This window comes from Alteromonas ulvae (assembly GCF_048987005.1).
In the GTDB taxonomy this organism is placed as follows: Bacteria; Pseudomonadota; Gammaproteobacteria; order Enterobacterales; family Alteromonadaceae; genus Alteromonas.
Genome location: NZ_CP185261.1, coordinates 1214987 through 1239772, shown reverse-complemented (window position 1 = coordinate 1239772; position 24786 = coordinate 1214987). Strand labels below are relative to the sequence as shown.

At 44.2% G+C, this 24786-nt stretch carries 21 protein-coding genes, 1 other RNA gene and 1 pseudogene; 9 read left to right on the top strand and 14 right to left on the bottom strand.

Going from position 1 to position 24786, the window contains the following annotated elements; genetic code table 11:
* Positions 1 to 386 precede the first annotated feature (386 nt).
* Both ACOJR9_RS05460 and ACOJR9_RS05455 read right to left on the bottom strand, forming a co-directional pair.
* On the bottom strand, positions 387 to 3800 hold the full coding sequence (locus ACOJR9_RS05460) for a TonB-dependent receptor domain-containing protein (protein ID WP_420935341.1): 3414 nt from the start codon (positions 3798 to 3800) through the stop codon (positions 387 to 389).
* A gap of 349 nt (positions 3801 to 4149) precedes the next feature.
* Complete coding sequence (locus ACOJR9_RS05455; protein ID WP_420935340.1) at positions 4150 to 5241, bottom strand: tryptophan 2,3-dioxygenase family protein; 1092 nt, start codon at positions 5239 to 5241, stop codon at positions 4150 to 4152.
* A 209-nt stretch (positions 5242 to 5450) separates the two neighbouring features.
* Here ACOJR9_RS05455 and ACOJR9_RS05450 point away from each other — a divergent pair.
* A pseudogene (locus ACOJR9_RS05450) lies at positions 5451 to 5720 on the top strand (late competence development ComFB family protein); the annotation flags it as partial.
* A gap of 211 nt (positions 5721 to 5931) precedes the next feature.
* Here the strand turns inward: ACOJR9_RS05450 and ffs are convergent.
* Positions 5932 to 6028: signal recognition particle sRNA small type (ffs, locus tag ACOJR9_RS05445), an RNA gene on the bottom strand.
* A gap of 83 nt (positions 6029 to 6111) precedes the next feature.
* Positions 6112 to 7170, bottom strand: coding sequence for a Glu/Leu/Phe/Val dehydrogenase dimerization domain-containing protein (locus ACOJR9_RS05440; RefSeq protein ID WP_420935339.1), 1059 nt, complete (start codon positions 7168 to 7170; stop codon positions 6112 to 6114).
* A gap of 194 nt (positions 7171 to 7364) precedes the next feature.
* Here ACOJR9_RS05440 and ACOJR9_RS05435 point away from each other — a divergent pair, with 194 nt between their 5' ends.
* Positions 7365 to 7832: an Lrp/AsnC family transcriptional regulator gene (locus tag ACOJR9_RS05435; RefSeq protein WP_420935338.1), complete on the top strand. Its 468-nt coding sequence runs from the start codon at positions 7365 to 7367 to the stop codon at positions 7830 to 7832.
* A 68-nt stretch (positions 7833 to 7900) separates the two neighbouring features.
* On the opposite strand, the gene maiA is transcribed toward ACOJR9_RS05435, so the two are convergent.
* The 7 genes from maiA to pspA form a co-directional block, all read right to left on the bottom strand.
* A complete protein-coding gene (maiA, locus tag ACOJR9_RS05430) occupies positions 7901 to 8563 on the bottom strand; it encodes a maleylacetoacetate isomerase (protein WP_420935337.1) in 663 nt (220 codons plus the stop codon).
* Positions 8564 to 8608: 45 nt separating this feature from the next.
* Positions 8609 to 9619, bottom strand: a complete 1011-nt coding sequence (locus ACOJR9_RS05425) for a fumarylacetoacetate hydrolase family protein (protein ID WP_420935336.1) — start codon at positions 9617 to 9619, stop codon at positions 8609 to 8611.
* Between the two features lie 218 nt (positions 9620 to 9837).
* Positions 9838 to 11394 carry a transcriptional regulator TyrR gene (gene tyrR, locus ACOJR9_RS05420; protein ID WP_420935335.1) on the bottom strand — a complete coding sequence of 519 codons (1557 nt, stop codon included), beginning with the start codon at positions 11392 to 11394 and terminating at the stop codon, positions 9838 to 9840.
* Between the two features lie 203 nt (positions 11395 to 11597).
* Positions 11598 to 12398: a phenylalanine 4-monooxygenase gene (phhA, locus tag ACOJR9_RS05415; protein WP_420935334.1), complete on the bottom strand. Its 801-nt coding sequence runs from the start codon at positions 12396 to 12398 to the stop codon at positions 11598 to 11600.
* A 190-nt stretch (positions 12399 to 12588) separates the two neighbouring features.
* Positions 12589 to 13038, bottom strand: a complete 450-nt coding sequence (gene pspC, locus ACOJR9_RS05410) for an envelope stress response membrane protein PspC (protein WP_420935333.1) — start codon at positions 13036 to 13038, stop codon at positions 12589 to 12591.
* Entirely contained in the window at positions 13035 to 13274 is a 240-nt protein-coding gene (gene pspB, locus ACOJR9_RS05405; protein WP_420935332.1) for an envelope stress response membrane protein PspB, read from the bottom strand. Before pspB ends, pspC begins: the two co-directional genes overlap by 4 nt.
* A gap of 67 nt (positions 13275 to 13341) precedes the next feature.
* Positions 13342 to 14025 (bottom strand): phage shock protein PspA, encoded by a 684-nt coding sequence (gene pspA / locus ACOJR9_RS05400; protein WP_420935331.1) that lies wholly within the window; start codon positions 14023 to 14025, stop codon positions 13342 to 13344.
* Positions 14026 to 14252: 227 nt separating this feature from the next.
* On the opposite strand from pspA, the gene pspF reads away from it, so the two are divergent.
* The 7 genes from pspF to ACOJR9_RS05365 all read left to right on the top strand — a co-directional run bounded on the left by pspF (position 14253) and on the right by ACOJR9_RS05365 (position 21377).
* Entirely contained in the window at positions 14253 to 15419 is a 1167-nt protein-coding gene (gene pspF / locus ACOJR9_RS05395) for a phage shock protein operon transcriptional activator (RefSeq protein WP_420935330.1), read from the top strand.
* 164 nt (positions 15420 to 15583) lie between these two features.
* Entirely contained in the window at positions 15584 to 17368 is a 1785-nt protein-coding gene (locus ACOJR9_RS05390) for an ABC transporter substrate-binding protein (protein WP_420935329.1), read from the top strand.
* Positions 17365 to 18396 (top strand): ABC transporter permease subunit, encoded by a 1032-nt coding sequence (locus ACOJR9_RS05385; RefSeq protein WP_420935328.1) that lies wholly within the window; start codon positions 17365 to 17367, stop codon positions 18394 to 18396. The genes ACOJR9_RS05390 and ACOJR9_RS05385 overlap by 4 nt, the downstream gene beginning before the upstream one ends.
* A complete protein-coding gene (locus ACOJR9_RS05380; RefSeq protein WP_420935327.1) occupies positions 18383 to 19276 on the top strand; it encodes an ABC transporter permease subunit in 894 nt (297 codons plus the stop codon). Before ACOJR9_RS05385 ends, ACOJR9_RS05380 begins: the two co-directional genes overlap by 14 nt.
* Before the next feature lies 1 nt (position 19277).
* Complete coding sequence (locus ACOJR9_RS05375) at positions 19278 to 20273, top strand: oligopeptide/dipeptide ABC transporter ATP-binding protein (RefSeq protein WP_420935326.1); 996 nt, start codon at positions 19278 to 19280, stop codon at positions 20271 to 20273.
* Positions 20270 to 21076, top strand: coding sequence for an ATP-binding cassette domain-containing protein (locus ACOJR9_RS05370; protein ID WP_420935325.1), 807 nt, complete (start codon positions 20270 to 20272; stop codon positions 21074 to 21076). Before ACOJR9_RS05375 ends, ACOJR9_RS05370 begins: the two co-directional genes overlap by 4 nt.
* A 91-nt stretch (positions 21077 to 21167) precedes the next feature.
* Positions 21168 to 21377 (top strand): hypothetical protein, encoded by a 210-nt coding sequence (locus ACOJR9_RS05365; protein WP_420935324.1) that lies wholly within the window; start codon positions 21168 to 21170, stop codon positions 21375 to 21377.
* Between the two features lie 25 nt (positions 21378 to 21402).
* Here ACOJR9_RS05365 and ACOJR9_RS05360 read toward each other — a convergent pair whose 3' ends face one another.
* The 3 genes from ACOJR9_RS05360 to oadA all read right to left on the bottom strand — a co-directional run bounded on the left by ACOJR9_RS05360 (position 21403) and on the right by oadA (position 24772).
* Positions 21403 to 21570 (bottom strand): hypothetical protein, encoded by a 168-nt coding sequence (locus ACOJR9_RS05360; protein ID WP_420935323.1) that lies wholly within the window; start codon positions 21568 to 21570, stop codon positions 21403 to 21405.
* 166 nt (positions 21571 to 21736) lie between these two features.
* Positions 21737 to 22867 (bottom strand): sodium ion-translocating decarboxylase subunit beta, encoded by a 1131-nt coding sequence (locus ACOJR9_RS05355; protein WP_032094442.1) that lies wholly within the window; start codon positions 22865 to 22867, stop codon positions 21737 to 21739.
* Positions 22868 to 22870: 3 nt separating this feature from the next.
* Positions 22871 to 24772, bottom strand: a complete 1902-nt coding sequence (gene oadA / locus ACOJR9_RS05350) for a sodium-extruding oxaloacetate decarboxylase subunit alpha (RefSeq protein ID WP_420935322.1) — start codon at positions 24770 to 24772, stop codon at positions 22871 to 22873.
* Positions 24773 to 24786 lie beyond the last annotated feature (14 nt).

The window sequence follows — 24786 nt, the reverse complement described above, 5'->3', positions numbered from 1 at the left end:
TCTACCAAGTAAAAAAAGTGCTAAGGCTAACTAAAGCGAACACTGCTACACATATCCCATGTTCATCATGTTTAATCGCCACGCTCCTTACGTACGTTAAATTTCTTTTTGCAATAATGCTTCCGCTTTACCACCAAATATCGTCTCAGGCCTCTTCAATTTTATCGTTCTACTCTGAATAATGACGGCATCTCAGTACCCGTTTCATCAAATAACAGTAACTTTATACAACGACAGCGTATGAAACTTGGCGGTCTAGGCTTCTTGAATCCGGTATATCTTGTCAGTTTTTGTGCACATAAAAAAACCCCCTTGATAATCAAGAGGGTTTTTAGGCTTTCGTTTGTTATAACCGCAAATAGATTAATCTATACGATTAACAAGCACTAGAATCGAGTAGTGACACCCAATGTAAAGCGTCGACCTAAGACATCACCCATGACAAAACCTGCTTCATCTTCAGTGCGATCAAAGACGTTATTAATAACAGCTGATAAACGTACATTGTCATTTAAATCATAAAACGAACTGTAGTTAACTCGATTAAATGATGGTCTAACATCAGCCGGATTAAGCTCTCCCGCTGGCACTTCATTTTGAATGTTCTGTACCGTAGAAGATGAATGGAAGAACTGCACTAAGTGGCTAAAATCACCATAGCTGTGCTGAATCGAGATGTTGCCATTCCATTCTGGATTGTCAAACTCGCCTTCATTCGGGAATCCACGCTCTGTGTACTCTAACAAATGATAAACCTGGGCTCTGATGTTGAAAGAACCGTACTCACCGGCATCAAATGCATAGTTCGTAGCCAAGTTCCAAGAACGCAACGTCGAGTTACCGCTGTTGAGCGTTGGATAGAACGCATACGTAGATGTCATCCCTTCTTGAGTTTGTGCCAGCGTACCTGGGCGGGCTACCGAAGGAAGCGGAGTACCAGTAATGGGGTTGTTTGTTGGAACAATCCAATTCCCATCACCGTCTTGGGTTGGATAAACCAACGCTTCACAAGCGTTAAATCCACCTACAATCGCATTGGGATAGCTTTCAGAATCAAAACAGTCAAAGATCAAGGCCGCTAGACTTAGCTCACCCTCAAGTTCGAATTCATAGTAATCAAATGAAACTGTTAGGCCTTCTAGGAATTTAGGCTGTAGTACAACACCTGCAGACCATGAATCAGAAACTTCGTTTTCTAAACCTGCGTTACTCGAGCCAGATGCGGGTGCACTGCCGCCTGTAGATTGAAAACCATCCAAATAGCTAACTGGAAGGCCAACAGCTTGCGTTAATGCCTCACAGTTAGTTCGACGTACGGCAGGTCCTTGATCGATTCGGTCAGCGTCGCATGGGTTAAGGTCGCCACGTCCAATACTAGCAAAACCTTGGATACCGGCACCAAACAACTCGACGATTGAAGGTGAACGAACCGCTTTTGACACATTACCGCGGAACGTAACCCCTTCATATGGAGACCAACGTGCACCAATGTTGTACACCTCGTCTTTTGCATCCGACTCTAGGTTAAGGAAGCCACCACTACTGGAGCGATCAACAACGCGGTACGCGCCGTCCAATACCAAACTATCAAGCGCCATGAACGTAAAATCATCACCGAAGATAGGAATAGATACCTCAATACCATACTCTAGGAAATCCGATTCACCGTTAGACCCCTGACCAGTTGTGTTTCTAGCTAGACCACCACCGAAAGTAGCATCAGGAGTAAACTCGTTGCTTTCTCTTCTGAACTCAGCCGATACGTTGAATACCGCTGTTCCACCTGGTAACTCGTAGATATCGCCACCGAAGTTAGTGCCAAAGTAGAGCTGTTCACTGACATTCTCAGACCCGCTGTTCGTTGTGACGTAGTCAATTGCCGCTTGTGAAGGAGCGCCTTCGCCGAATAGGTTAAGAGGCTGACATGCTGCTACCTGTTCTGCCGTAGGTGTGAGACCAACAGCTGTGTTAATGCCTGAAAGAATCGGGTTTCTTCCATCAATTGACTCAGGCTGTGCCAATGTTTGTTGGCGACATACCGCCTGGCCGTTTTGCATTACAACATCTGTTGCAAGGGCAAACTCAATATCAAACAACTGATCAGAATAGTTTGTTCTCTCAACGCGTCCGTAAGAACCGTTGACTTCCCAGTAGAAGAAACGGTCACCAATGAACAGATCGCCAGTCAGGCTGTGCGACGTTCTAAAGAACTCCGTTTCACCGCCAGAGTTTGTCGGTCCACCCAAGATATCACGAAATGTACGGTTCAAGAAAAGCGCGCGCTCACCATTGATAGTCGGTACTTCAAGACCTTGATCAACTAGCCCGTTAACAACATCTAAGTTACCCTGACCGAAAAAGGGGTTTTGATCAATGAAGACAGGAAGAGAGAAGCTACCTGCCGTTGTCGCACCTGTTGAGGTGTTGGATAACGGCGCACCGGTAGAGTTATCTTCTAATTTAGAGTAAATAACATCGCCTTTGTACGTAATGTTATCCGTAACGTCAAAACGCGTCAGCAAGTTTACCGCTACCCGCTCTTGTTCTGAGCGCACATTGTCAAAGACGCCTACTGGAACACCGTCTCCGCCCCGGGCAGAGTTCATATCGGCCAACCTACCAGGCTGGATGCTACCAATGTTAAATGGAACAAGCTGACCATTTGAGTTAAATTGTAAAGGCACTGCGCGTCGTGGCAAAATGCCCGCCGTTGCTGGATCAGTATTGGGAACAGTTAAGTATGTACCGTTAGTGAAAGACCCTACAAATAGATTCGGATCGATTGCGCGACCAGCTGCGGTTTGACCGAATTCCCACGGTGTTCCTAATCCAGCAGCCGTGAAGGCCGCAAAGCGTTCAGCAAGCAGCGCGTTTGAACTACTTCTAAAAGGATAAAAGAAATCGGCAGACGAATTCTGAATTCGCTGTCCACCCATTAATACACCGCCAAACGATGTTAGCGGATTAGTGGTGCCAGTCTGCCAAAGAACAGATGGCTGACCGTCGTCATTTCCATTGTTAGCAGGATTAGCGAAAAGGCTTGCTTGCCTTCCCGACAGACGACTAGGGTCATTGTTAGTAACCGCATCGGCTTTGAAGTACTCAAATGACCCAGTGACGTTTAAACGCCCGTTCATGTAGTTTTCACCAGCCAATAAATTGAAGCGGAAATTTTCGCCATCTCCACGGTCTGTCATTCCAAACTGTGTGCGCGCTTCAACGCCTTCGTAATCGTCTTTAAGAATAATGTTTACAACACCGGCTACAGCGTCAGCACCATAGGTTGCGCTACCGCCGCTACCTATAATCGTTTCAACGTTTTCAATTAGCGTCGGGTTGATTAAAGACAAATCAACCTGTGAACCATTTGCATTTCCTGGAACGAATACTGTCGCTTGGTTCGAGCTAACAAATCGCTGACCATTTACCAAGGTAAGTGTTCTGTTCGCACCGAGATTTAACAAATCGACGTTTGCTTGGTTTGACCCAAACTGATCGTTTGCACCAGTGGCGTCTGAACCCGGGCCAACAAACGGAAGCTCTTGCAGTGCTTCTATTGTGTTAGTGAACTGACGTATCTCAATTCTCTCTGAACCGATTTCAGTGACTTGGATTGTGTCACTAGAATCGCGACGTAGTCGAGAACCCGTCACCTGAATTCTTTCGACGGTCTCCTCAGCATTTGTATCGTCGTTTGTTGTTTCTTGTGCTAACGCAAGATTACTTGCAGACACTGCGAGTGCAGAACCAAATACGCAAGCTAATTTGACCGACGTAGCCAACTTAGAATTTTTAAACATGTAAGTCTCCCTGGACCTAGTCTTTTTATTTGTGTGTTTTTTATTTCGTTTTAACGAACTTTTTATGATCGGGATGAACCCGAAACTATACTTAATACAAAAAAAGGCGGGGGGTCAATAGATGCAGTTACGAGTGTATGCTGAAAAGTTCAATTTATTTTTTAACAAAGTCAGAAAACGTAAAGCCTAGAGTACACAAACACTGCTCATTACATTTTTTTCAGGGTTCTGTTTAGTTTTAATCCAATGCGCGCTTTTTATACAGCCACTTCACTTACTTTGCGTAATTTGGCGACACGTTTTGTTACAAATACTCCTTTTTCCTGTATTTCGTCAGATTCTAACTTACTTACTCGTTCAGATAAAAGCCTAGTCTGCGCTTAATTAAATCAGGTAACTCTGGCAATGCGTCTTTTGGTAAAAGAAAGGTCGCCATGTTAAAAAAATCGAGGAAAATGCGATTTGATTCGGTTGTTCGCTTTAGATAGTGATGTCCCGACGAACCGCCAGTCCCAATTTTTGTCCCCAGCATTCGCTGTACCATCATGGCATGGCGATAACGCCATATAGTTAATTGCTCATCAATTTCAGTCAGTGCGGTTATAAGTTGAAATGGAAGATTAAAAACCGGCTCTTCTGAATACTGCTTTATAAACAGTGCGGACAATAACGCCTCGTGACTCAACCTAAATTTATCTTCTTTGCGAAGCGCTTCAAACTTGTCGTGATCAAAAAGCGCATCAAAATTTTCCTTAGTCGACTGCCAGTCTTTTAACTCTTGGCGTTTGTCCGTTGTAGAGAGCGAATCGTTGGTGGATATAGTCTCGTGGTCGTCGCTGAGCATTTCATCGGTGGCTTGTTTGTAATAGCGCCAAAAGTCAAAGTTATCTGTTTTTAGCAGGGGCATTCTCGATAGCCATTTATCGACAAGGTCAAATAAACTTGGCTTCGCTTCTAAGCCTTCTAACAATGCCCTGTCATCGTCGCTTAACCGACTGTAAAAACTTTGCTTATCAAAATCCACCCGAAATTCACGCTTTAACCCCAGCGATATTTCTAAGCGCTTAAATTGAATGCTTTGGAAGCCTGACGCTGGCACAAGATAATCTCTGAATGAAAGAAACTGCTGTGGCGTCATGGTTTCCATAACTGCAATTTGATCGTTCATTAAGCGTTGAATGGTAATGACTCGCTGAAGGCGGTGGACAACTTGAGTCAACTGCTGGTCTTTTACTACCTCTTGATTGAAGGTGTCTATAGTAGCGTTTAATTCATGCAGAATTTGTTTAAACCACAGTTCGTAAACTTGGTGCACTATGATAAACAGCATCTCTTCATGGGCCGCGTCTGAATATTTAGCACTTTGTAACTCTTGTGCGCCGAGGATTTTATCTAGCTGTAAATAATCGCCGTAATAGCAGGGTTCGATATTCTTTTTCATTGAATTTTCTCTGTCATCGCTTTTGTGGGTTCGTTAGGCTTGAGATACAACCTCACCTACTCGACTTCTATAGAATACAGACTATACCTTTATAGTGACAGAGCACTCCCTATTCAGTAGGTTAGTGTTGTGCGTATAAAATACAGTCTAATATTTAAAAGAAGTATCGCCCGCAACCGTCGATACTCAATGTGTTTGAGGTAAGTAAAATGAAACTCGATGATGATATTCATAACTATTACGAGCATTTGGTGTTAGAGCGAATTGCAAAACTTGGCCTCGATAAGACCAAAACACCAGATTATTTGGCAGATTTATGCTGTTTAGCGTTAAACCAAGTTCCCCCAAGATATATTCGATTTGAAGTAGACATGGCGTTTTATCTACCTCAGAGTGAACGTAGACAAATGGAAATGAACGTAGAATATGCCATCAGTAAAGCACTGCGTTTTTTGAACGATGCTGAGAAGAATGAAAAATTACAAGCGTCTGAATCAGACGAAACTGAAATCATGAACAAGGAAATGGAAGCAACTGAGAATTTCAAAAACGCCTAAATTAGCTTTATCTCCACCATATTGAAAGCATTATCACCAAGCGAATTTTACATCGTAAAATTGGGAGTGAGGAGTCAAAGCAATTAAAAAATAGAGAGTTAGCATTAGGGTAGTTCAGTAAGATTGGGTGGCGGGCCCCCAGCCACATCCCGGCACATGAGTCGTCTGCTGCGGCTGCTCCCTTCCAGGCCTGACCGAGTTCACAGAGTATCATTGCGGGAGGACCAAAAGCCCACCATAGAAAAACGCAATTTGTGAGTGGCTTGCGCCCTCTTGACTGCGGGGCGCATTATGACTATTTGAATACTAAGTTTCAACCCTTATTAGAAAATCTCTCTTCGGCTATTACATTAGCAATGCGGTTGGTTGCCGTATTTTCCTTATCTGCGCGCTCATATATCTCTTTCAGCGTGTCACCAATTTGTTCAATATGAGCACGTAATGCTTCATTTGAGCTGGATGCCATGCGCTGATGAAAGATATCGATTACACCACCTGCATTAATAACGTAGTCTGGCGCGTAAAGAATGCCTCGCTTGCTCAGCAACTCGCCCATCTCTTCTCGGGCAAGTTGGTTATTTGCCGCCCCAGCAATGACTTTCGCTTTTATATCTGGCAGCGTTTGATCATTTATTGCAGCACCTAATGCACATGGTGCGAGTACATCTACGTCTAAACTTAAAATATTTTCTGGCGCTACCACAGTTGCACCAAATTCTTTTTCCGCTTTTTCAATGCCTTCGGGAAAAATATCTGCAACATAAAGCTTTGCGCCCTGCTCATATAAATGTTTCGCCAGTCGGTAGCCAACATGCCCCATGCCTTGAATCGCCACTGAAACACCATCAAGACTGCGCTTTAATCCAAACTCAACAGACGCCTTTAAACCCACGTATACGCCATAGGCCGTTGAGGGGGCTGGGTTGCCGTTTGGTACTTCCCCTGCGTAGTGATATTTCGCGCTCACACCAGCAATATAGTCAGACTCTTCAGCCATTGTTTGTAAGTCAGTTACGGCAATACCAGAGTCTTCAGCAGTGAAATACTTACCCCCTAGAGAATCGACAAACTTCCCCATTGCTCTCATCATTTCTGGTGTTTTTGCTTTTCTAGGATCGCCAATAATCACTGACTTACCGCCGCCTAATGCTAAGTTAGCCAGCGCTGCTTTGTATGTCATTCCCTTTGATAAACGCAGCACATCAGTCAGCGCTTCGCTACTATTCACGTATGGCCACATACGGCAACCGCCTAGTGCAGGCCCAAGATTGGTATTGTGCACGGCAATAATGGCGCTAAGGCCCGCTTTTTCGTCGTGATAAAAAGCCACATGTTCGTGGTTATCAAATTCTGAATGATCGAAGACTGACATACGTTCCCTATTTTTAGTTGCTATTTTGTTTCACAAGTTTAGCTGAATACCCTGAGGACAAGCGTTGCGAGTTTCTCATGTGGTTTTTTACAAACCGCAACAGAAAAGAAATGAACACTATTTTACTAGGACAGCTATCCTATAATTTTTTTTACTATATAATAGACATCATAAAAACAATGGACATGACTCTTATGAAATTAGATAAGTTTGACCGTGAAATTTTACGCGTCCTGCAGCAAGATGCTACCGTCTCTATGGCTGATTTGAGTCAGCGGGTCGGGCTCTCTCACACTCCGTGCTGGCGACGTGTGAAGCGAATGGAAGCAGATGGCATTATCATAGGAAAAGTGACTTTGCTAAACAGCAAGAAGCTTAACCTTGGTGTATCTGTTTTCATCTATGTTACGCTTAAGAACCACGATGGTGACTCACTGACGGATTTTGAAACGGCAGTACAAAATATTGATGAAATCGTGGAGTGTCATACTACAAGTGGCGAGAAGGATTATTTGCTCAAAGTCATTGTGGAAAGTATCGAAGAATATGAGTTTTTATTGAAAACGAAACTGACACATTTACCGTTAGTCGATCATCTCAGTTCTACATTTGCCTTAAAGCAAGTCAAAAACACCACCGAACTTCCTATCAAGCGTCAGTAGAGACAACGAGGGGCTGTTGTCGCCGCCCCTTGTCTAGCTTTAAAACCAACCAAAAGCTATTTCTAAACCTAACTCATCTCGATGGCGTCAGCTTGATTTTCCGGTTTAGCCTTTTCAAAGGCTTCAAGGGCGTTGCAATTGTCCGCTATCTTGCTGATTAGTGGATATTGGTCCATATCAATATTAAAACGCTTCGCATTGTAAACTTGAGGCACTAAGCATATGTCGGCCATGGTTACGTCAAAATCAAAGCAATACTTGCCCGACTGAGTTTGCAGTCGTTTCTCAATGGCATCAAACCCTAACGTTATCCAATGCGCTGCCCACACAGAAACATCATCTTGGCTGGCATTAAAAGTGCCTTTTAATGCATTTAGCACACGAAGATTTCCCACAGGCTGAATGTCACAAGCAATGTCCTGAGCGAGTGCCCTTACTCGCGCACGTTCTGCTTTGTGCTCTGGGATCAAACGGAAGTCGCTTTCGTAGCGCTCGTCGAGGTACTCTATGATGGCTAGCGATTGATTCAAGATGATGTCCTCATCTTCATCCACAAATGTAGGAACAAGTTGAGCTGGATTTAAGCGGGCGTAATCCATACTGTGCTGCTCGCCACCATTAGCGACTAAGTGAATCGGCACATATTCATATTTCACACCCTTTAAGTTAAGTGCAATACGCACGCGATAAGACGCGGTTGAACGCCAGTAACCGTAAATTTTAATACTCATCTTTGTGTTCTCCAACAAGAGATAAAAATCAAGCGAAGTAAAATTCTAGCGTAACGGCTTGATTTGCTGATCGATAGCACCAAAAATACTCTTGCCATTATCATCAAACATTTCTATACGAATACGGTCGCCAAATTGCATAAATGGGGTAGTTGGCTTGCCATCTCGTATGGTCTCAATCATTCTCACCTCTGCAATACAAGAATAACCTACACCGCCTTCGCTAATTGAAGAGCCATGCTCGGTGCCTTGCTTATTTGATACTGTTCCCGAGCCTATGATTGCACCAGCACCTAAGTTACGACTTTTTGCAGCGTGGGCGACAAGCTGACCAAAGTCAAAAGTCATGTCTTGCCCCGCTTCAGGCTTGCCGAAAAGCTCACCGTTGTAGGTTGAACGCAGCGGTAAATGCACTTTATTGTTTTGCCACGCATCACCAAGTTCATCTGGTGTTACTGCTACTGGAGAAAAGCTAGAAGCAGGTTTTGATTGGAAGAATCCAAAACCCTTGGCCAACTCACCTGGAATGAGCCCGCGAAGTGAAACGTCATTTACCAGCATGATTAAACGTATGCGTTCAGCGCCTTGCTCTGGTGTGCATGCCATAGGCACGTCGTCAGTAACCACGGCAACCTCACCTTCAAAATCAATACCCCAATCATCGCTCGGTAAAATGATGTCGTCATTAGGCCCAATAAAATCATCAGAGCCACCTTGGTACATTAGCGGATCTGTCCAAAAACTCTCTGGTATCTCTGCCCCACGTGCTTTTCTTACCAACTCTACATGGTTGACATAAGCACTGCCATCAGCCCATTGAAAAGCTCTGGGCAATGGAGATTCACAGCGACCTGACTCGAATTGTACACTGTCGCCATCATTTTCGTTTAACTGCTCGTATCGGCTCTGTAACTGAGGCGCTACGTGTTGCCAGTTATCGAGGGCATATTGCATTGTCGGAGCAATCTCTAACACTTCACAAGCTCTAGACAAATCTCGTGATACCAACATGAGGACCCCATCACGGGTCTCGTTTTTATATGTAGCAAATTTCATTCTTTTTCCTCGATAAACGCTGATTAGTTTATTTATATATACAGTTATGCCATTACATGTGGGGAAAAGAGAAGTATACACAAGCACAAGTTTTAAAAAGCTGTAAGAAAGGATGTACGGATAGTAGGAAAAAATTGTAGCCAAACACATGCCAACGCTAGCTGCAGGCGTATTGTAAACTTATCGTAACACACCTGCAGCAGCGAATAACAAGCGCTTTACATTTTTACTGTCGCTTTGTTAATCCCATACTCGCGTAGCTTATTAGCAATCGCGGTATGACTGAGGCCGAGTTTTTTAGCAAGTTGTCTAGTGCTTGGATAATAGGGATACAGTCGCTTTAATAGGTCTTTCTCAAACTTCTTAACTTCCTCGTCCAGCGTGCCCTCAAAGTTTTCATCAATGTAAGTGACACTCGGCGCGCAGCTTGGAAGCTGAATATCTTCTTTTGTTATTTCCTTACCATCGAGTAAGGAAAGTGCACGATAAAGCGCATTTTGCAACTGCCTCACATTACCAGGCCACGGATACTGCTGCAAAAAGTCGACACAAGACTTACTTAACTTGGCAGGTCTACGACCAAGCTTTGTGCTGTGTTGCAATATAAAAGATTCCGCTAGTGGTACGATGTCCTGACGTCTGTCTTTCAATGACGGCATCACAAGGCTAAGCACATTTAGGCGATAATAAAGCTCTTTTCTAAAGCGCCCCTCTTCTACTAGTTGCCCTAAGTCGCGGCAAGTAGTACAAATAAAACGCACATCTACAGAGACAGGCTCCACATCCCCTACGCGTCTGAACTCGCCGTCTTCAAGCACTCTTAATAGTTTTGCTTGCAGTTGCGACGACATATCAGCAATTTCATCAAGTAGTAAGGTGCCGCCTTTTGCTTGCTCGAGCAAGCCCACTTTGCCGCTAGACTGGTTGTAAGTTCCTGCTGCACACCCGAAAAGCTCGGTTTCTGCAACACTGTCGGGTAACGAGGCACAGTTTAATGCTAAAAATGCCCCTTCACTGCGACGACTTGATTGATGGCAGGCTCGCGCGATCATTTCTTTACCTGTGCCGGTTTCACCGAATATTAGGATGGGTGCGTCCAGATCTGCCACTCGTTTTGCTTCGTGAACCGCACGCTTCATAAATGATGACTCTGTTACAAACCGGTCGAAACTGTCTGTGGGCGACTGGTGAAATGCAGTAAACTGCTGGCCCAGGCGCATTTCAGACTTTAAAATTATCACCGCACCTGCCATGATACTCTTCATCTCTCCGTCGGCTACCGTAATAGGAAGCATGTCAGCTAAATAATCTTGCTGAATGAACTTTACCTTTGAAGATTGTGGGCCCGGACTTTTGCCGTCCATCCACTTAGTGAAGTTAAAGCCTTTAACAACCTCAGCAATTTCCATTCCGTTAATATCACTGGAAGGAAGCTCTAAGCCGGCACTGACTGCTTCATTACACAATAAAATATTGCCTTTGGCATCAACAGAGAAAACAGGGTCTGGTAATGTGCGCAGTATTGCTGATAGCTGATTTTTCTCTCTCTCACCAGGCATAAAAAGCGTGGTCTTGACGTCCTCTATACCGTCTATTCGACGAATTTGAGGCATGAGATGCTGGAAGTCTTCAAATTCTATATTAGGAAAATTAAGAAAAATTTTACCCACAGGGTCTATTTCAATTCCCCGAAGGTCTATTTCTTTAGTCACGAGAATATCCAGAACATCTTGGGCTATACCAAGACGGTCCTGACAACTGATTTCTAGGCGCATAGGGCGTGTTCATCAATGTAAAGATTTATGTACAGAATATCACACTTTTACAAAAAGATAACAAGATAATTGTTACTAAAGATTAAAAAGCTGTGATTTTGTAATCAATGAGATAGGACATGATGCGAATGAAAAAGGAGACTGAGTAGTCTCCTTAGGGCCAGTTCAGCTTTTTTCTCTTTTAGTATAAAGGTTCATAAAAACTAGCCAGCTTTTTTCTCTTTTGGTTCGAATAGGGGTGCGAATAAACCAAGCTTCTTGGCTTTTTCTACCAAGGCCATAATATCCATTTCAGCTAATTCAAACAAATGATCAAACTCTGGCAAGATATAATAGAGTGGCTGCATGATATCAATGCGATAGGGAGTTCGCAGCGCGTCGATAGCGGTTAGCGGCTTTCTTATTGGTACATCGCTATCTAATGAATAAATAGTTTCGCCCGGTGAAGAGAGGATTCCACCACCGTAAATTTTGAGCTCGTCTTTGGCTTTTACTAAACCAAACTCAACGGTAAACCAATAAAGGCGCGCTAGATAAATTCTATCTTCTTTGCTAGCTGCCAGCCCTAACTTTCCATAGGTATGCGTGAAGTGCGCAAATGCAGGGTTAGTCAGAAGCGGACAATGTCCAAATACTTCATGAAAAATATCCGGTTCCTGCAGGTAATCAAACTCTTCACGTGAGCGTATGAACGTGGCTACTGGGAACTGTTTACTCGCTAACAGACGAAAAAACTCACCAAATGGAATTAACGCTGGCACTTCTGCGGTTTGCCAGCCGGTTTTCTCTAATAATACACGGTTAATATCGGGTAATTGAGGAATACAGTTTTCGCTCAAGTTCAGCAAGCTCAAACCCTCGATGTATTCATCACACGCGCGCGCTTCTACCAAGGGTATTTGTCTTGAATAAAGCTCTGACCATATCTGGTTTTCTTCTGTCGACCAAGCGATATGGCCGCTACCGTCAGATTCTCGCGATGCATATTGAGTTGTTTTTGGCATAACTTCTAAAACCAATGAGTTGCTAATAACGTAGCGTGTAGTCTAACCAAAAACCGCTGCGCGAGAAGCATTTGCCCTTATTGAGCTACTTAGACCACTGTAACAATGTTTTTACATTGAATGATAACCTAATGATATAAATAAAAAACCACCTACAAAGGTGGTTTTTTATTGATTGATTAGCTAACACTTACAGTCGACTAATTTCTTTGTTCAACTGATACTCTTTCGACGTTACATAAGTCTCCATTCTACGCAATCGACTTTCTGCTTTTTCAAATCGATTTCTAATATCGTGAAACGCTTGCTTAGGGGGCTCGCCAGCCTGCCACACCTTGGTCTTCACCTCGACTTTTGTTTCTTTTACTCGACCACCATTTGGATTTGTCCAGCCTTTGCCCCGTGAGAAAGTATGGGGAGTAGTCTGTACGGTATCTAAATGCTTGGGTTTTTTGTCTAAAATAAACCATGCAGCGATATAAGCGACAAAGATGAAAGGTCCAGCAAGAAGAAAAAAACCAGTAACAACTAAAATTCTCACTAACCATGTTTCTAAGCCAAAGTACTCTGCAACACCTGAACAGACTCCCGCTATTTTTGCTTTTTCCGGGTTGCGGTAGAGCTGCTTACCGTTTCTCATGCTCTATTCCTCCACTCGGGAGCCTCGCTATCAAGAATTGCCTCTAGTGTCTCAATACGCTCGCTCATCTGTTCTGCTTTATCGGCCAGGGTACTCAATGCTGCATACTCTTCAGCACTGAGTCCCTGATTCACTTGTTTCTTACTGCGGTAGTGCAAAATTAACCATATAGGTGCTACAAAAATTGTGAAAACCACTAGCGGCATTACAATAATTGCAATCATGCCTTCTTCCATCTCGAACTCTCCTACACACTCTGATCAGTCTGCTCTGATTTGATACAGAGCAGCTCGCTAATTTTTATTATTCAGACTTTTCAGTATCTTTCTTTGCGTTCTGCATCTTTGCTTTCAACGCTGCCAACTCGTCGTCTATCTTGTCACCCGCTTCTAGTTCTGCAAATTCATCCTGCAGCGACTTTTTACCGAGATCATAAGATTCAACCTGTGACTCTAAATCGTCAATTTTACGTTCATACTGTTCAAAACGCCCCATTGCATTGTCCACTTTGGAACTGTCCAGGGTTTTCTTAACTTCAAGACGCGAACTTGCCGTTTTCTGTCGCATAATGATAGTCTTTTGACGGCTTTTTGCGTCAGCAAGCTTATCTTGTAGCTGTCCAACTTCGTCTTGCAACTTACTGATCTGAGCATCAACAATAGCCAATTCTTTGGTTAATGTCTCTGCTGCTTCTGCAGACTTTTTCTTTTCCTGCAGTGCCGCTCTTGCAAGGTCTTCACGATCTTTGCTCAATGCAAGCTCTGCTTTTGATTGCCAGTCGGCTGCGTCACTTTCATATTTTGCTATCTGGCTGACAATGTCTTTTTTATTCGCTAGAGTCTTAGCTGATGCAGAACGCACCTCCACTAATGTGTCCTCCATTTCCTGAATAATGAGACGAACCATCTTTTCAGGATCTTCCGCCTTATCTAATAATGAGTTTATGTTTGAGTTCACAATGTCTGTAAAACGCGAAAAGATACCCATAATAATTACCTCTTAATGAAAATCTGGTCGTCATGTATTCTTGTGAAACTATGACTGACATATTGAATAATTCTGTGTAGAAGAGTATTCAATATACTTGCCAATCTGCTAAAACTCGTAAGCATCTAAATACAAAGCCTTTTTTAAAATTCAAATAATGCTCGTTAATCAATTTTTTTTGTTCTACACTATTTATTAGTCGAAATGACTAACTATTGAGAGATTTAATGAGTCGATATCGCCAACAAGATAATTTGCTGGGCCAAGCAAATAGCTTTTTAGAAGTTTTAGAGCAAATTTCGCAAATTGCCCCTTTAGACAAACCCGTGCTAGTCATCGGCGAACGCGGGACAGGTAAAGAGTTGATTGCTGCTCGCTTGCACTTCTTATCGAAGCGCTGGGACCAGAATTACGTCAAGCTCAATTGCGCTGCGCTAAATGAAAGCCTTTTAGAAAGTGAGCTTTTTGGCTACGAAGCGGGCGCGTTTACCGGAGCGGCTAAACGTCGCGAGGGGCGCTTCGAAGTGGCGCATAACGGTACTCTTTTTCTCGATGAACTTGCAAACACATCAGGGCTTATTCAAGAGAAACTGTTACGCGTAGTCGAATATGGCGAATTTGAACGTGTAGGGGGCAGTAAGTCGGTAAAAACTGATGTTCGTCTTATTGCTGCGACAAATGAAGATCTCCCGGCTCTTGCCGATGCTGGCGAATTTAGAGCAGACTTGCTCGACCGTCTTGCCTTCGATGTAATTACTATTCCCCCTCTTCGCGAGAGAAGAGAAGATATCATGATGCTGGCTGAAAACTTTGCAATTAACATGGCGCGCGAACTAGAAATGGAGCTTTTCAGCGGATTTACCGAAAAAGCGAAGCGCACGCTGCTTGAATATGAGTGGCCTGGTAATATTCGTGAACTTAAAAATGTCGTTGAGCGTGCAGTATATAGAACGAACAACCCACACCTACCCGTACACGAAATTGTGTTAGATCCCTTTGAATCGGCATTTAGGCCAAAAAATAGAATTCGAACGCAGGATAGAGTCTCAACGCACAACAAAGCCCCAACACTTAATAAAGCCTCAACGCACAACAACGCTGCAAATGACACTGCGAATTCAGAGACACCGCCACAGAATTCAAACAATGTTTTAGATGAGCACACTTCCCAAAAGCTCTCACCAAAGGTAGATTCTATTGCTGTCGACTATCCCATTGATTTAAAAGAGCGCTCTCAGCAATTTGAGATTGATATTATTAAGCAAGCATTATCAGACAGTCAGTTTAATCAGAAAAAAACAGCAGAAAAACTCAGTCTAACGTATCATCAGTTAAGAGGTTATTTGAAGAAGTACAACCTGTTAGATTCATCTGCGCATGATCTTGAGGCGTGAAGTTTGAGGCGTGAAGTTTGAGGCGTGAAGTTTGAGGCATGAGGTTAGAGGCACTAGCCTAATGGTGTTAACTTTAGTGAAAAGACCCTACGACAATCAAGCACAAAGCTACGTCCCTATATCTTGAACCGGAATTTTAAGGCGTGAAAATTGAGGCAACTAAAATGATGAGCAGTGTTATAAAGCGCATTGCTGTTTGCGCCAGCACGGCACTACTTGTAGTGTCCTGTGCGAAGCAAAACAAGCAACCTTTTTACAATACTGGTGTCGTGTACTGCTCTGAGAGTAATCCGGTTACTTTCAACCCTCAGCTTGATACCTCAAGTACAACCTCAGATGCCACCTCCCATCAGCTTTACGACAGACTACTCGACTTCGACCCCGACTCTGGCCGCATAGTGCCAAGTCTAGCAAGCAGTTGGCTGGTCTCAGAGGACGGGTTAACTTATGCATTTCAGCTGCGAAGAGGTGTTGCATTTCACACAACAGATTTTTTTACGCCAACCCGTAACTTTAATGCCGACGATGTCATATTCAGCATCGACCGCTGGAGACTTAAATCTCATCCCTTCCACAATGTATCGAATGGCAGCTATCCCTATTTTGAAAGCTTGGGCTTGGCAGACAATATTGCTGACGTAACGCGAGTGAATGGCTATCGCGTCGAAATTACCCTTAAACGTCGCGATAGTTCATTTCTTGCTAACTTAGCCACAGACTTTGCCGTCATATTATCTGAGGAGTATGCTGCACTACTTTTCGAGCAAGGCACCCCTAGTCAAATAGACCATTTACCTGTTGGAACAGGCCCATATCGATTTGGCAGCTTTCGCAAAGATAGTTACATCAAATACTTTCACCATGATGACTACTGGCGGCGTGCTCTTGAAGATGAAGGACTTGAAAGTGGAGGCCTTCGAGGTGACGATAATTACAGCAGTAATGGCGTTGTGGATAACAACTCAGATTTTTCTAATGATGAAGTTTCTTCTCACAATTCAGGCTCAAATCTAGAGACAGGTGGAGAAACTGCAAACGCTTCGAACGCAAGTTTAAAACAGCTCATTTTTGATATTACTCCCCGTAGTTCACTTCGCCTTGCTAAGTTAATGACTGGAGAGTGCGACGCTACCGCATTTCCTGCACAAACAGAACTTGAAGTAATACGCAATAGAGAAGATCTTACGTTAGCAGAAAAGCCTGGCTTGAACATTGGGTTTTGGGCCTTTAACACGCAGCGACCTCCTTTTGATAATCCCAACGTAAGACGGGCACTGGCTTTCGCTATCGACAAGAATACGTTACTAGAGGCTGTATATTTCGACAGTGCATCTCGCGCGAAGAGCCTCCTACCTGCCGCGAGTTGGGCTTATCAAAATGATGCTGACGATACGGCGTACAATCCCGTACTAGCGCGAAGCTTGCTAGTGGAAGCAGGTATTAAACCAGGGTTTTCAATGACTATATGGGCTATGCCTGTTGAACGTGCCTACAACCCCAACGCTATAAAAATGGCTGAACTCATACAGCGTTATTTACGTGAGGTAGGTGTTGAGGCCAACATCGTAACTTATGACTGGAAAACGTTTAGACGCCACTTACAAGAGGGTCTGCACGACTCAGTATTGATAGGTTGGTCTGCCGATAACGGCGACCCAGATAACTTTTATCGCCCCTTGCTTAGCTGCGGCGCCATTCCGTCAGGCACTAACAGGGCAATGTGGTGCGATGAAGATTATGATAGGCTTATTAACGAAGCATTGAAAACGGAAGACCTTGATAAACGACGGGCGATTTATCATCAGGTGAACAGGCTCATGTATGAGCGACTGCCACTCGTGCCCATTGCCCATGCCTATCGCTATCAGGCCTACAGGAATGAAGTAAAAGGAATGACCATTAACCCCTTTGGCGGTGTGCGCTTTGGTGGAGTTGAAAAAATACTGTGATTCGGATTTTAGCTCGCTACACCATTCTTTTTGTTCTGACGCTATTAGTGTTAGCCGTTATGTCATTTTCGCTGGCCTACTTATTCCCTGGAGATGTACTAGAAAATCTCACTGGAATTGTGCCAGCCAATGACGCTCAGCGACTTGCATTAGAGCGCCAGTTTCGTCTTGACCAATCGTATCTCACCCAATTCTTTTATTACCTAGTAAACCTATTTATGGGAGATTGGGGGTATAGTTTTACCTCGGGGATCGCGCTGCGTGATGAAATTGGTGTAGCGATGCCAGCCACTATTGAGCTTGCCACTTACTCAATGATGATTGCTCTTTTTATTGGGATTCCTCTTGGTTACTACGCGGGAATGCGCAGCTACTCAACATCTGACTACATCATTAACACAAGCAGCATCACCACTTACTCTTTTCCTGTATTTTGGCTTGCACTATTGCTAATCCTTGTGTTCAGTCTACAGCTAGACAAAGCCCCTCTTTCTGGTCGAATAAGTTTGCTATTCAATGTTGAGCCCATAAGTGGGTTAATACTGCTAGACATATTGCTTTCTGACATGCAAAACAAAAGCCTAGCATTTAAGGATGCCCTATCGCATTTGACTCTTCCCACTGTTGCTATTGGCGCGGTTTCAACCGCTTCTATGGTACGAATAACTAGGCGCTCTGTTATCGACGCTAGGCATCAACCTTACATTGCAGCAGCAGTTTCTAGAGGATTGTCGGGATGGCAGATTTTCTTCCGACACATTTTAAGAAACGCTCTCCTTCCCATACTGCCGTTGATGGCTATTCAGATACCTACCCTGATCACCAATACAATGATCGTCGAGACACTATTTTCATGGCCAGGCATTGGCAATTGGTTAATTCAGGCTATTTATCAGCGAGATTACCCTGCGCTGAGAGTGGGCATGTTGGCAGTATCTACGCTGGTTATAACACTGACCATTACTGTTGATATGTTTAATCGGCTAATAGATCCCAGCAGAGAGAAGTACGAGCATGCCGCAATATAGTTTGTACGAAGAAGAATTTCATCCCTCGCCGTGGCAGCGCACATGGCGCGCCTTTAAAGAGAGTCATATCGCAATGGCAGGCGCTGTACTGCTTTGCATTTTTATTATATTTGCTTTGTTTGCCCCTGTGTTAACGCCATATGGCGCAAATGAACAAAATATCGATGGTCTGTTAGTCCCCCCAAGCTGGATGGGAAACGGCTCAATCTCCCATTTATTTGGCACTGACTCCCTCGGGAGAGATCTTTTTACCCGCGTTATTTATGGTTGCAGGGTAACGCTAGGCTCTGCATTTATCACGGTAGTATTAGCAATGTTGGTTGGCGTGAGTTTAGGTGCTTTTGCGGGCATGCTTCGGGGCGTACGTTCTAGTATTGCGAATCATCTACCAGACGCGCTAATGGCAATTCCAACGCTGCTTATCGCTATTATTATTGTCGCTATTTTGGGCACTGGACTGGTGAACAGCATGTGGGCAATTACCCTTGCCCTTATACCTCAATTTGTACACCACACCCGCAGTTTGGTGCGTACTGAAATGAAGAAAGACTATATCGTAGCATCTAAGCTAGATGGTGCGAACAAATGGCAGTTATTCACCTATTCTATCTTACCTAACATGACTGAAATGCTTGTAGTTCAAGGGACAATTGCACTCTCTATCGCCGTTATTGATATATCGGCATTGGGTTTTTTAAGCCTCGGTGCACAATCCCCGCTACCAGAACTAGGGGCAATATTGTCAGACGGTCTGGATGTGGCCTATTTAGCTCCATGGAATGTCGCACTTCCAGGCATGGCAATTTTCTTTTTGGTGCTATCAATCAATGTGGTTGGTGACGGACTTCGTTCAGCGTTGAGAAAAAGGGTAAATCACTAAAATGCCAATGTTAGATATAAAAAACCTGACGCTAGAGATGCATAGCAGTGAGGGTACCATCAAGGCATTAGACAAAGTAAACCTGACTGTGAGCACTGGAGAAATTCGCGCATTAGTGGGCGAATCAGGGTCAGGCAAGAGTTTAATCGTATCCGCAATATGCGGCGCCCTGCCCTCAGAATGGTCACTCACAGCAGATAGAATGAGTTGGAACGGTGAAAATCTTCTCGGCATGTCCTCACAACAACGACGTGAGGTTATGCGGAGGGAAATTGCGGTCGTATTTCAAAACCCACAAACCAGTTTAGACCCTTCAGCAACGCTTGGTGAACAGCTTGAAGAAAGCATTCCCAGCGAGTTTGTTCAGGGAAGCTGGTTTTGGCAGCGTGCTCAACAAAGAAAAAAAATTGCTATCAGCACCGTGCACAAAGTGGGCATTAAACACCATAAGCACTATTTAAGTGCCTACCCTCATCAAATCCCCAGTGATATCGGTCAAAAATTCATGATTGCCATGGCGTTGGTTTCACAACCAAAGCTGCTCATTGCTGATGATCCTACAAGGGGGATGGAGCCAACAACAAAGACACAAATTCTGAAGCTTTTTACGCGTTTAAATCAAACTCGTTCTCTCTCTATCTTGTTCGTAAGTCACGATCTTCTCGCCATCGCCAGTATGTCACACACGATGACCGTGTTATATGCAGGACAAACGGTAGAATCAGGTAAAATGAAACACATTAAAAAGAGGCCGCTGCACCCCTACACAAAGGCTCTGCTAGACAGCGCTCCGAGTTTTCGAAAAGATTTACCGCCTAAGTCGCATTTACCCACCATTGCAGGCTCAATTCCAACCTTGCAGCATTTGCCCATTGGCTGTCGATTGGGTCCACGATGCCCACGCGCACAGCGTGCTTGTGTACAAACGCCGGCAGTACGACGTATACACGATCATAGCTACAGCTGCCATTACCCTTTGCATATGGAAAAATTATGACCGACGTAATGCAGGTTAAGCAGCTTAAATTCATACATAACGAAAATAAACGTTGGCTGAAACGCCCTGAAATTTTCGAGCTAGGCCCCCTAGACCTGACAGTAAAACGTGGAGAAACCGTTGCGATCATCGGTGAGAATCGCTCAGGAAAGTCACTATTGGCTAAACTTCTTGTCGGGGCAGTTCGCGCTGATGAAGGTGAGATTGAGATCAATGAACACAAATATTTAGCAAAATATAAATCGAAAGACGTGCAGCGAGAGCGAACCCATGACATTAGAATGATTTTGCAGCACAGCAACGACACCATGAACCCGTCGATTCCGGTGGGTCGTATCCTCGATGAGCCTTTGCGTTTAAACACCACGCTTGAATCTGGTGAGCGCAAAAAGATTATTGAAGATACGTTAGTGAAAGTAGGACTATTACGAGAGCACTTTTACTTTTATCGAAACATGCTCTCAGACGGCCAGCAGCAGCGTATTGCCCTTGCCCGTGCAATCGTACTTAAACCCAAAGTACTGGTAGCAGATGAGCCTTTTGCGGCGCTTGATCCCTCTATTCGTTCGCAAACTGTCAATTTAATTTTAGAGTTACAACAAGAGCTTGGTTTGGCATTTATCTTCATTAGCCACAATCTAGGTATTGTGCGCCATATTGCAGACAAAGTCATTGTAATGGAGCGAGGTCAAATTGTTGAAGAAGGTAAAACAGAGACTATTTTTCGCTGGCCTCAACATACTCGGACAAAAAAACTCGTGACCGCCTATCACTCTCTTGTGCCCCAGCAAACTATTCGCTAGTACGTGTTAACAAAATGTAACGCATAAAAATGAACGTTTAACCGTTATTGAAAGAACTAATCACGTCTCGTTTAAATAACTGGAGAGTGCAATGTTAATGACTTATGTGAGCTATGCGGTTGTTGCTGGTGGAATTTTTATTCTTTCTTCGTTTTTTTCGCAAACGTTATCAGCACAATCAAAAAGAAAGAATATGAGTAAAAAGTTAGGTACATTCTTAGCATGTGCTGGGGTGGTTGCATTATTGGGAGCGGCCACAGCAGCCGCAGCAGTACACACATCCTCTGGATTCATTTTATAGTTAAAAAAGTCTAACCCTGCTGGTATTAATAGTGCGGCGGGGCAATCTCTGCAACGTACACAACGGCATAGGTTTTTTTGTATACTTCTCCCTCAACCTGGAACGGACGTAAGAAAATGCCGGTAAGCACTGTCCACTCAAGACATTTCATTCCCCCTAGCGTTAAGCAAGCCACGCGTGTCTTAAATTCCACAAAGCAACGTAATAGCAACACCTCTAATCTACAGTTTCAACTAAACGGCTCATGTGAGTGACGCGAGTGCAAGCAGCAATCATTAAACCACTATTGTTAACCAGTTTTCGATAACCAGTTTTCGATACCCAAACTTTGTGACTCACTTTTTGTTGCGCACTTTTTGTTACCCGACGAGGGCTAACAAAATACCTGCAGCTACTGCTGAGCCTAACACGCCAGCCACATTAGGCCCCATAGCGTGCATTAGCAAGAAATTATGAGGGTTAGCTTCTAACCCCACTTTATTGACTACTCGCGCGGCCATAGGCACAGCAGATACACCAGCGGCTCCAATCAACGGGTTGATCGCATTACCACTTAATCGACTCATTAATTTTGCCATGAGCACACCGGTTGCCGTACCAATAGCAAAAGCGATAGCTCCTAGTCCTAGAATGCCAAGGGTTTCTACCGTGAGGAACGCTTCAGCCGATAGCTTTGAGCCAACAGCAAGACCAAGAAAGATCGTAACTGTATTAATAAGTTCGTTTTGAGCTGTATTGCTTAGCCGGTCTACAACACCACACTCTTTCATTAAGTTACCGAAACAGAACATGCCTACAAGAGGGGTTGCCGCAGGTAAAAATAAAATCGTTAGGAATAACACCGCCAGAGGAAAAATAATCTTTTCCCGTTTAGAAACAAAGCGCAATTGCCCCATCTTAATCTCTCGCTCAGCTTTGGTAGTTAGCGCTTTCATAATAGGAGGCTGAATAATGGGTACTAATGCCATATACGAATATGCCGCAACGGCGATGGCGCCGAGTAAGTCCGGCGCTAAACGAGAAGCAAGGAATATTGCGGTAGGCCCATCGGCTCCACCTATAATGGCAATAGCACTGGCGTCTTTTAAGGTAAATTCAAAACCTGGCAGCAAATTTAAAGCGATGGCACCAAAGAGCGTAGCAAAAATGCCAAATTGCGCTGCCGCGCCTAGTAATAGCATTCTGGGGTTCGCGATAAGCGCACTAAAATCAGTCATCGCCCCAACCCCCATAAAAATAAGGAGTGGGAACACGCCGGTGTCGATACCGATTTTATAAATATAGTGCAGCAACCCTCCCGCTTCGGAGAAGCCCGCTATGGGAATATTAGTGAGAAGCGCGCCAAACCCTATAGGTAACAGTAAAAGAGGCTCAAATTTCTTAACGATGGCTAAATAGAGCAATCCAAAACCCACCAACATCATGACGAGTTGGCCAGCTTCAAAATGGGCAAGTGCGGTACTATCCCAAAGCAGTAATAACTTATCCATGTATTACCCCAACGAAATCAGTGATTGCCCACTGCTAACGGCGTCACCATCGCTAACGAGAATATCGTTAACCGTGCCTGTATAGGCAGAGCGTATTTCCGTTTCCATTTTCATGGCTTCTAAAATAATGACCACATCTCCCTCAGCGACGCTATCGCCACTGCGAACCAAAATCTTAAACACGTTTCCGGCCAATGGCGCATCGATAGTCTGTGCGGCGCTTGCTTGAGACGCTGATGCAGCTTGATTCGAGGCTTGGGCTTGATTTGAAGACGAATCAGCACTAGCCACAGTATTGCTGTTCACCTTGGAGTTACTGTTCACCTCAGAAACTTGGGTCAATGCGCCTGATGGAGCTACCTCTACGTGATACAGTTTTCCATCAACCTTAACGTCATACGCAGCTGCATTTGCTTGTGTATTAGCTTGAGGAGATTTCACCTGCTGGGGATGGCTTTCTTGGGCAGCGTACTTAGTAGACGATGAGCTATTAGTGTTGTCCTTTGAACTATCGCTTAGCTTTGGCGCAGCCTCAAATGCATCCGGGTTACCTCGATTAGTAAGAAATTTAAGTCCAATTTGAGGAAAGAGTGCGTAGGTCAGCACGTCATCGATTTTATTGTCACAAAGAGCAATGTTCTTTTTGTCCGCAAGCTCATCTAATTCTTTTTCAAGTTTAGTCAGTTCAGGTGAAATATTATCCGCCGGGCGGCATGTTATTGGCTCTGCTCCGTCAAGTACCCTCGCTTGTAACTCGTTGTTCACCGGCGCTGCTGTAGCACCATATTCACCTTTTAATACCCCGGCGGTTTCTTTAGTAATGCTTTTGTAACGCTCTCCCGTGAGTACGTTTAATACAGATTGGGTGCCCACTATTTGAGACGTAGGTGTTACTAATGGTATGTAACCGAGGTCTTCACGAACCCGCGGAATTTCTTTTAATACTTCTTCAAATTTGTCTTCTGCACCCTGCTCTTTTAGCTGGCTTTCCATATTGGTCAGCATTCCACCTGGCACTTGAGCAAGAAGGATGCGCGCATCTACACCTTTCAAGCTGCCCTCAAACTGACTGTATTTTTTTCTGACTTCACGAAAGTAACTGGCGATCCCTTCTAGATGAGGAAGTGATATTCCCGTATCTCGCTGAGTACCCTCGACAATGGATACCATTGTCTCAGTGGCCGTATGTCCATACGTCATGCTCATTGAGGAAATGGCGGTATCCAGCATATCAATACCTGCATCAATCGCTTTTTGATACGTCGCCGTGCTTAGCCCTGTCGTTGCATGACACTGCATTGCAATAGGAACATTCACTGTCTCTTTAAGCCCCGCGATCAGTGCCTCGCACTCGTAGGGTTTAAGCAGTCCTGCCATGTCCTTAATGCAAATAGAGTGAACGCCAAGATCTTCTAACTGCTTGGCCATCTCTAGCCACGTTTCAAGCCCGTGTACAGGGCTCACCGTATATGAAATGGTCCCCTGCGCGTGGGCTCCACTATCAATAGTAGCTTTAATGGCTGTTTTTAAATTGCGAATATCGTTCATCGCATCAAATATTCTGAATACGTCCACACCACTTTCGTGAGCCCGTTCGACAAACCGCGTCACTACATCGTCGGCATAGTGACGATAGCCAAGTAAATTCTGCCCGCGTAACAACATTTGTTGCCGCGTTTTTGGCATTGCCTTTTTCAGTTTTCTTATACGCTCCCAAGGATCTTCTCCTAAGTAGCGAATGCAGGCGTCAAAAGTCGCCCCTCCCCAAGACTCTACAGACCAAAATCCAGCGCTATCTAATTTTTCAGCAATAGGCAGCATATCTTCAATTCGCATCCGTGTAGCGAGCAAAGATTGATGTGCATCACGTAAAACAAGCTCGGTAAGAGCCAGTGGCTTAGTCATGATAATTCCTTGAG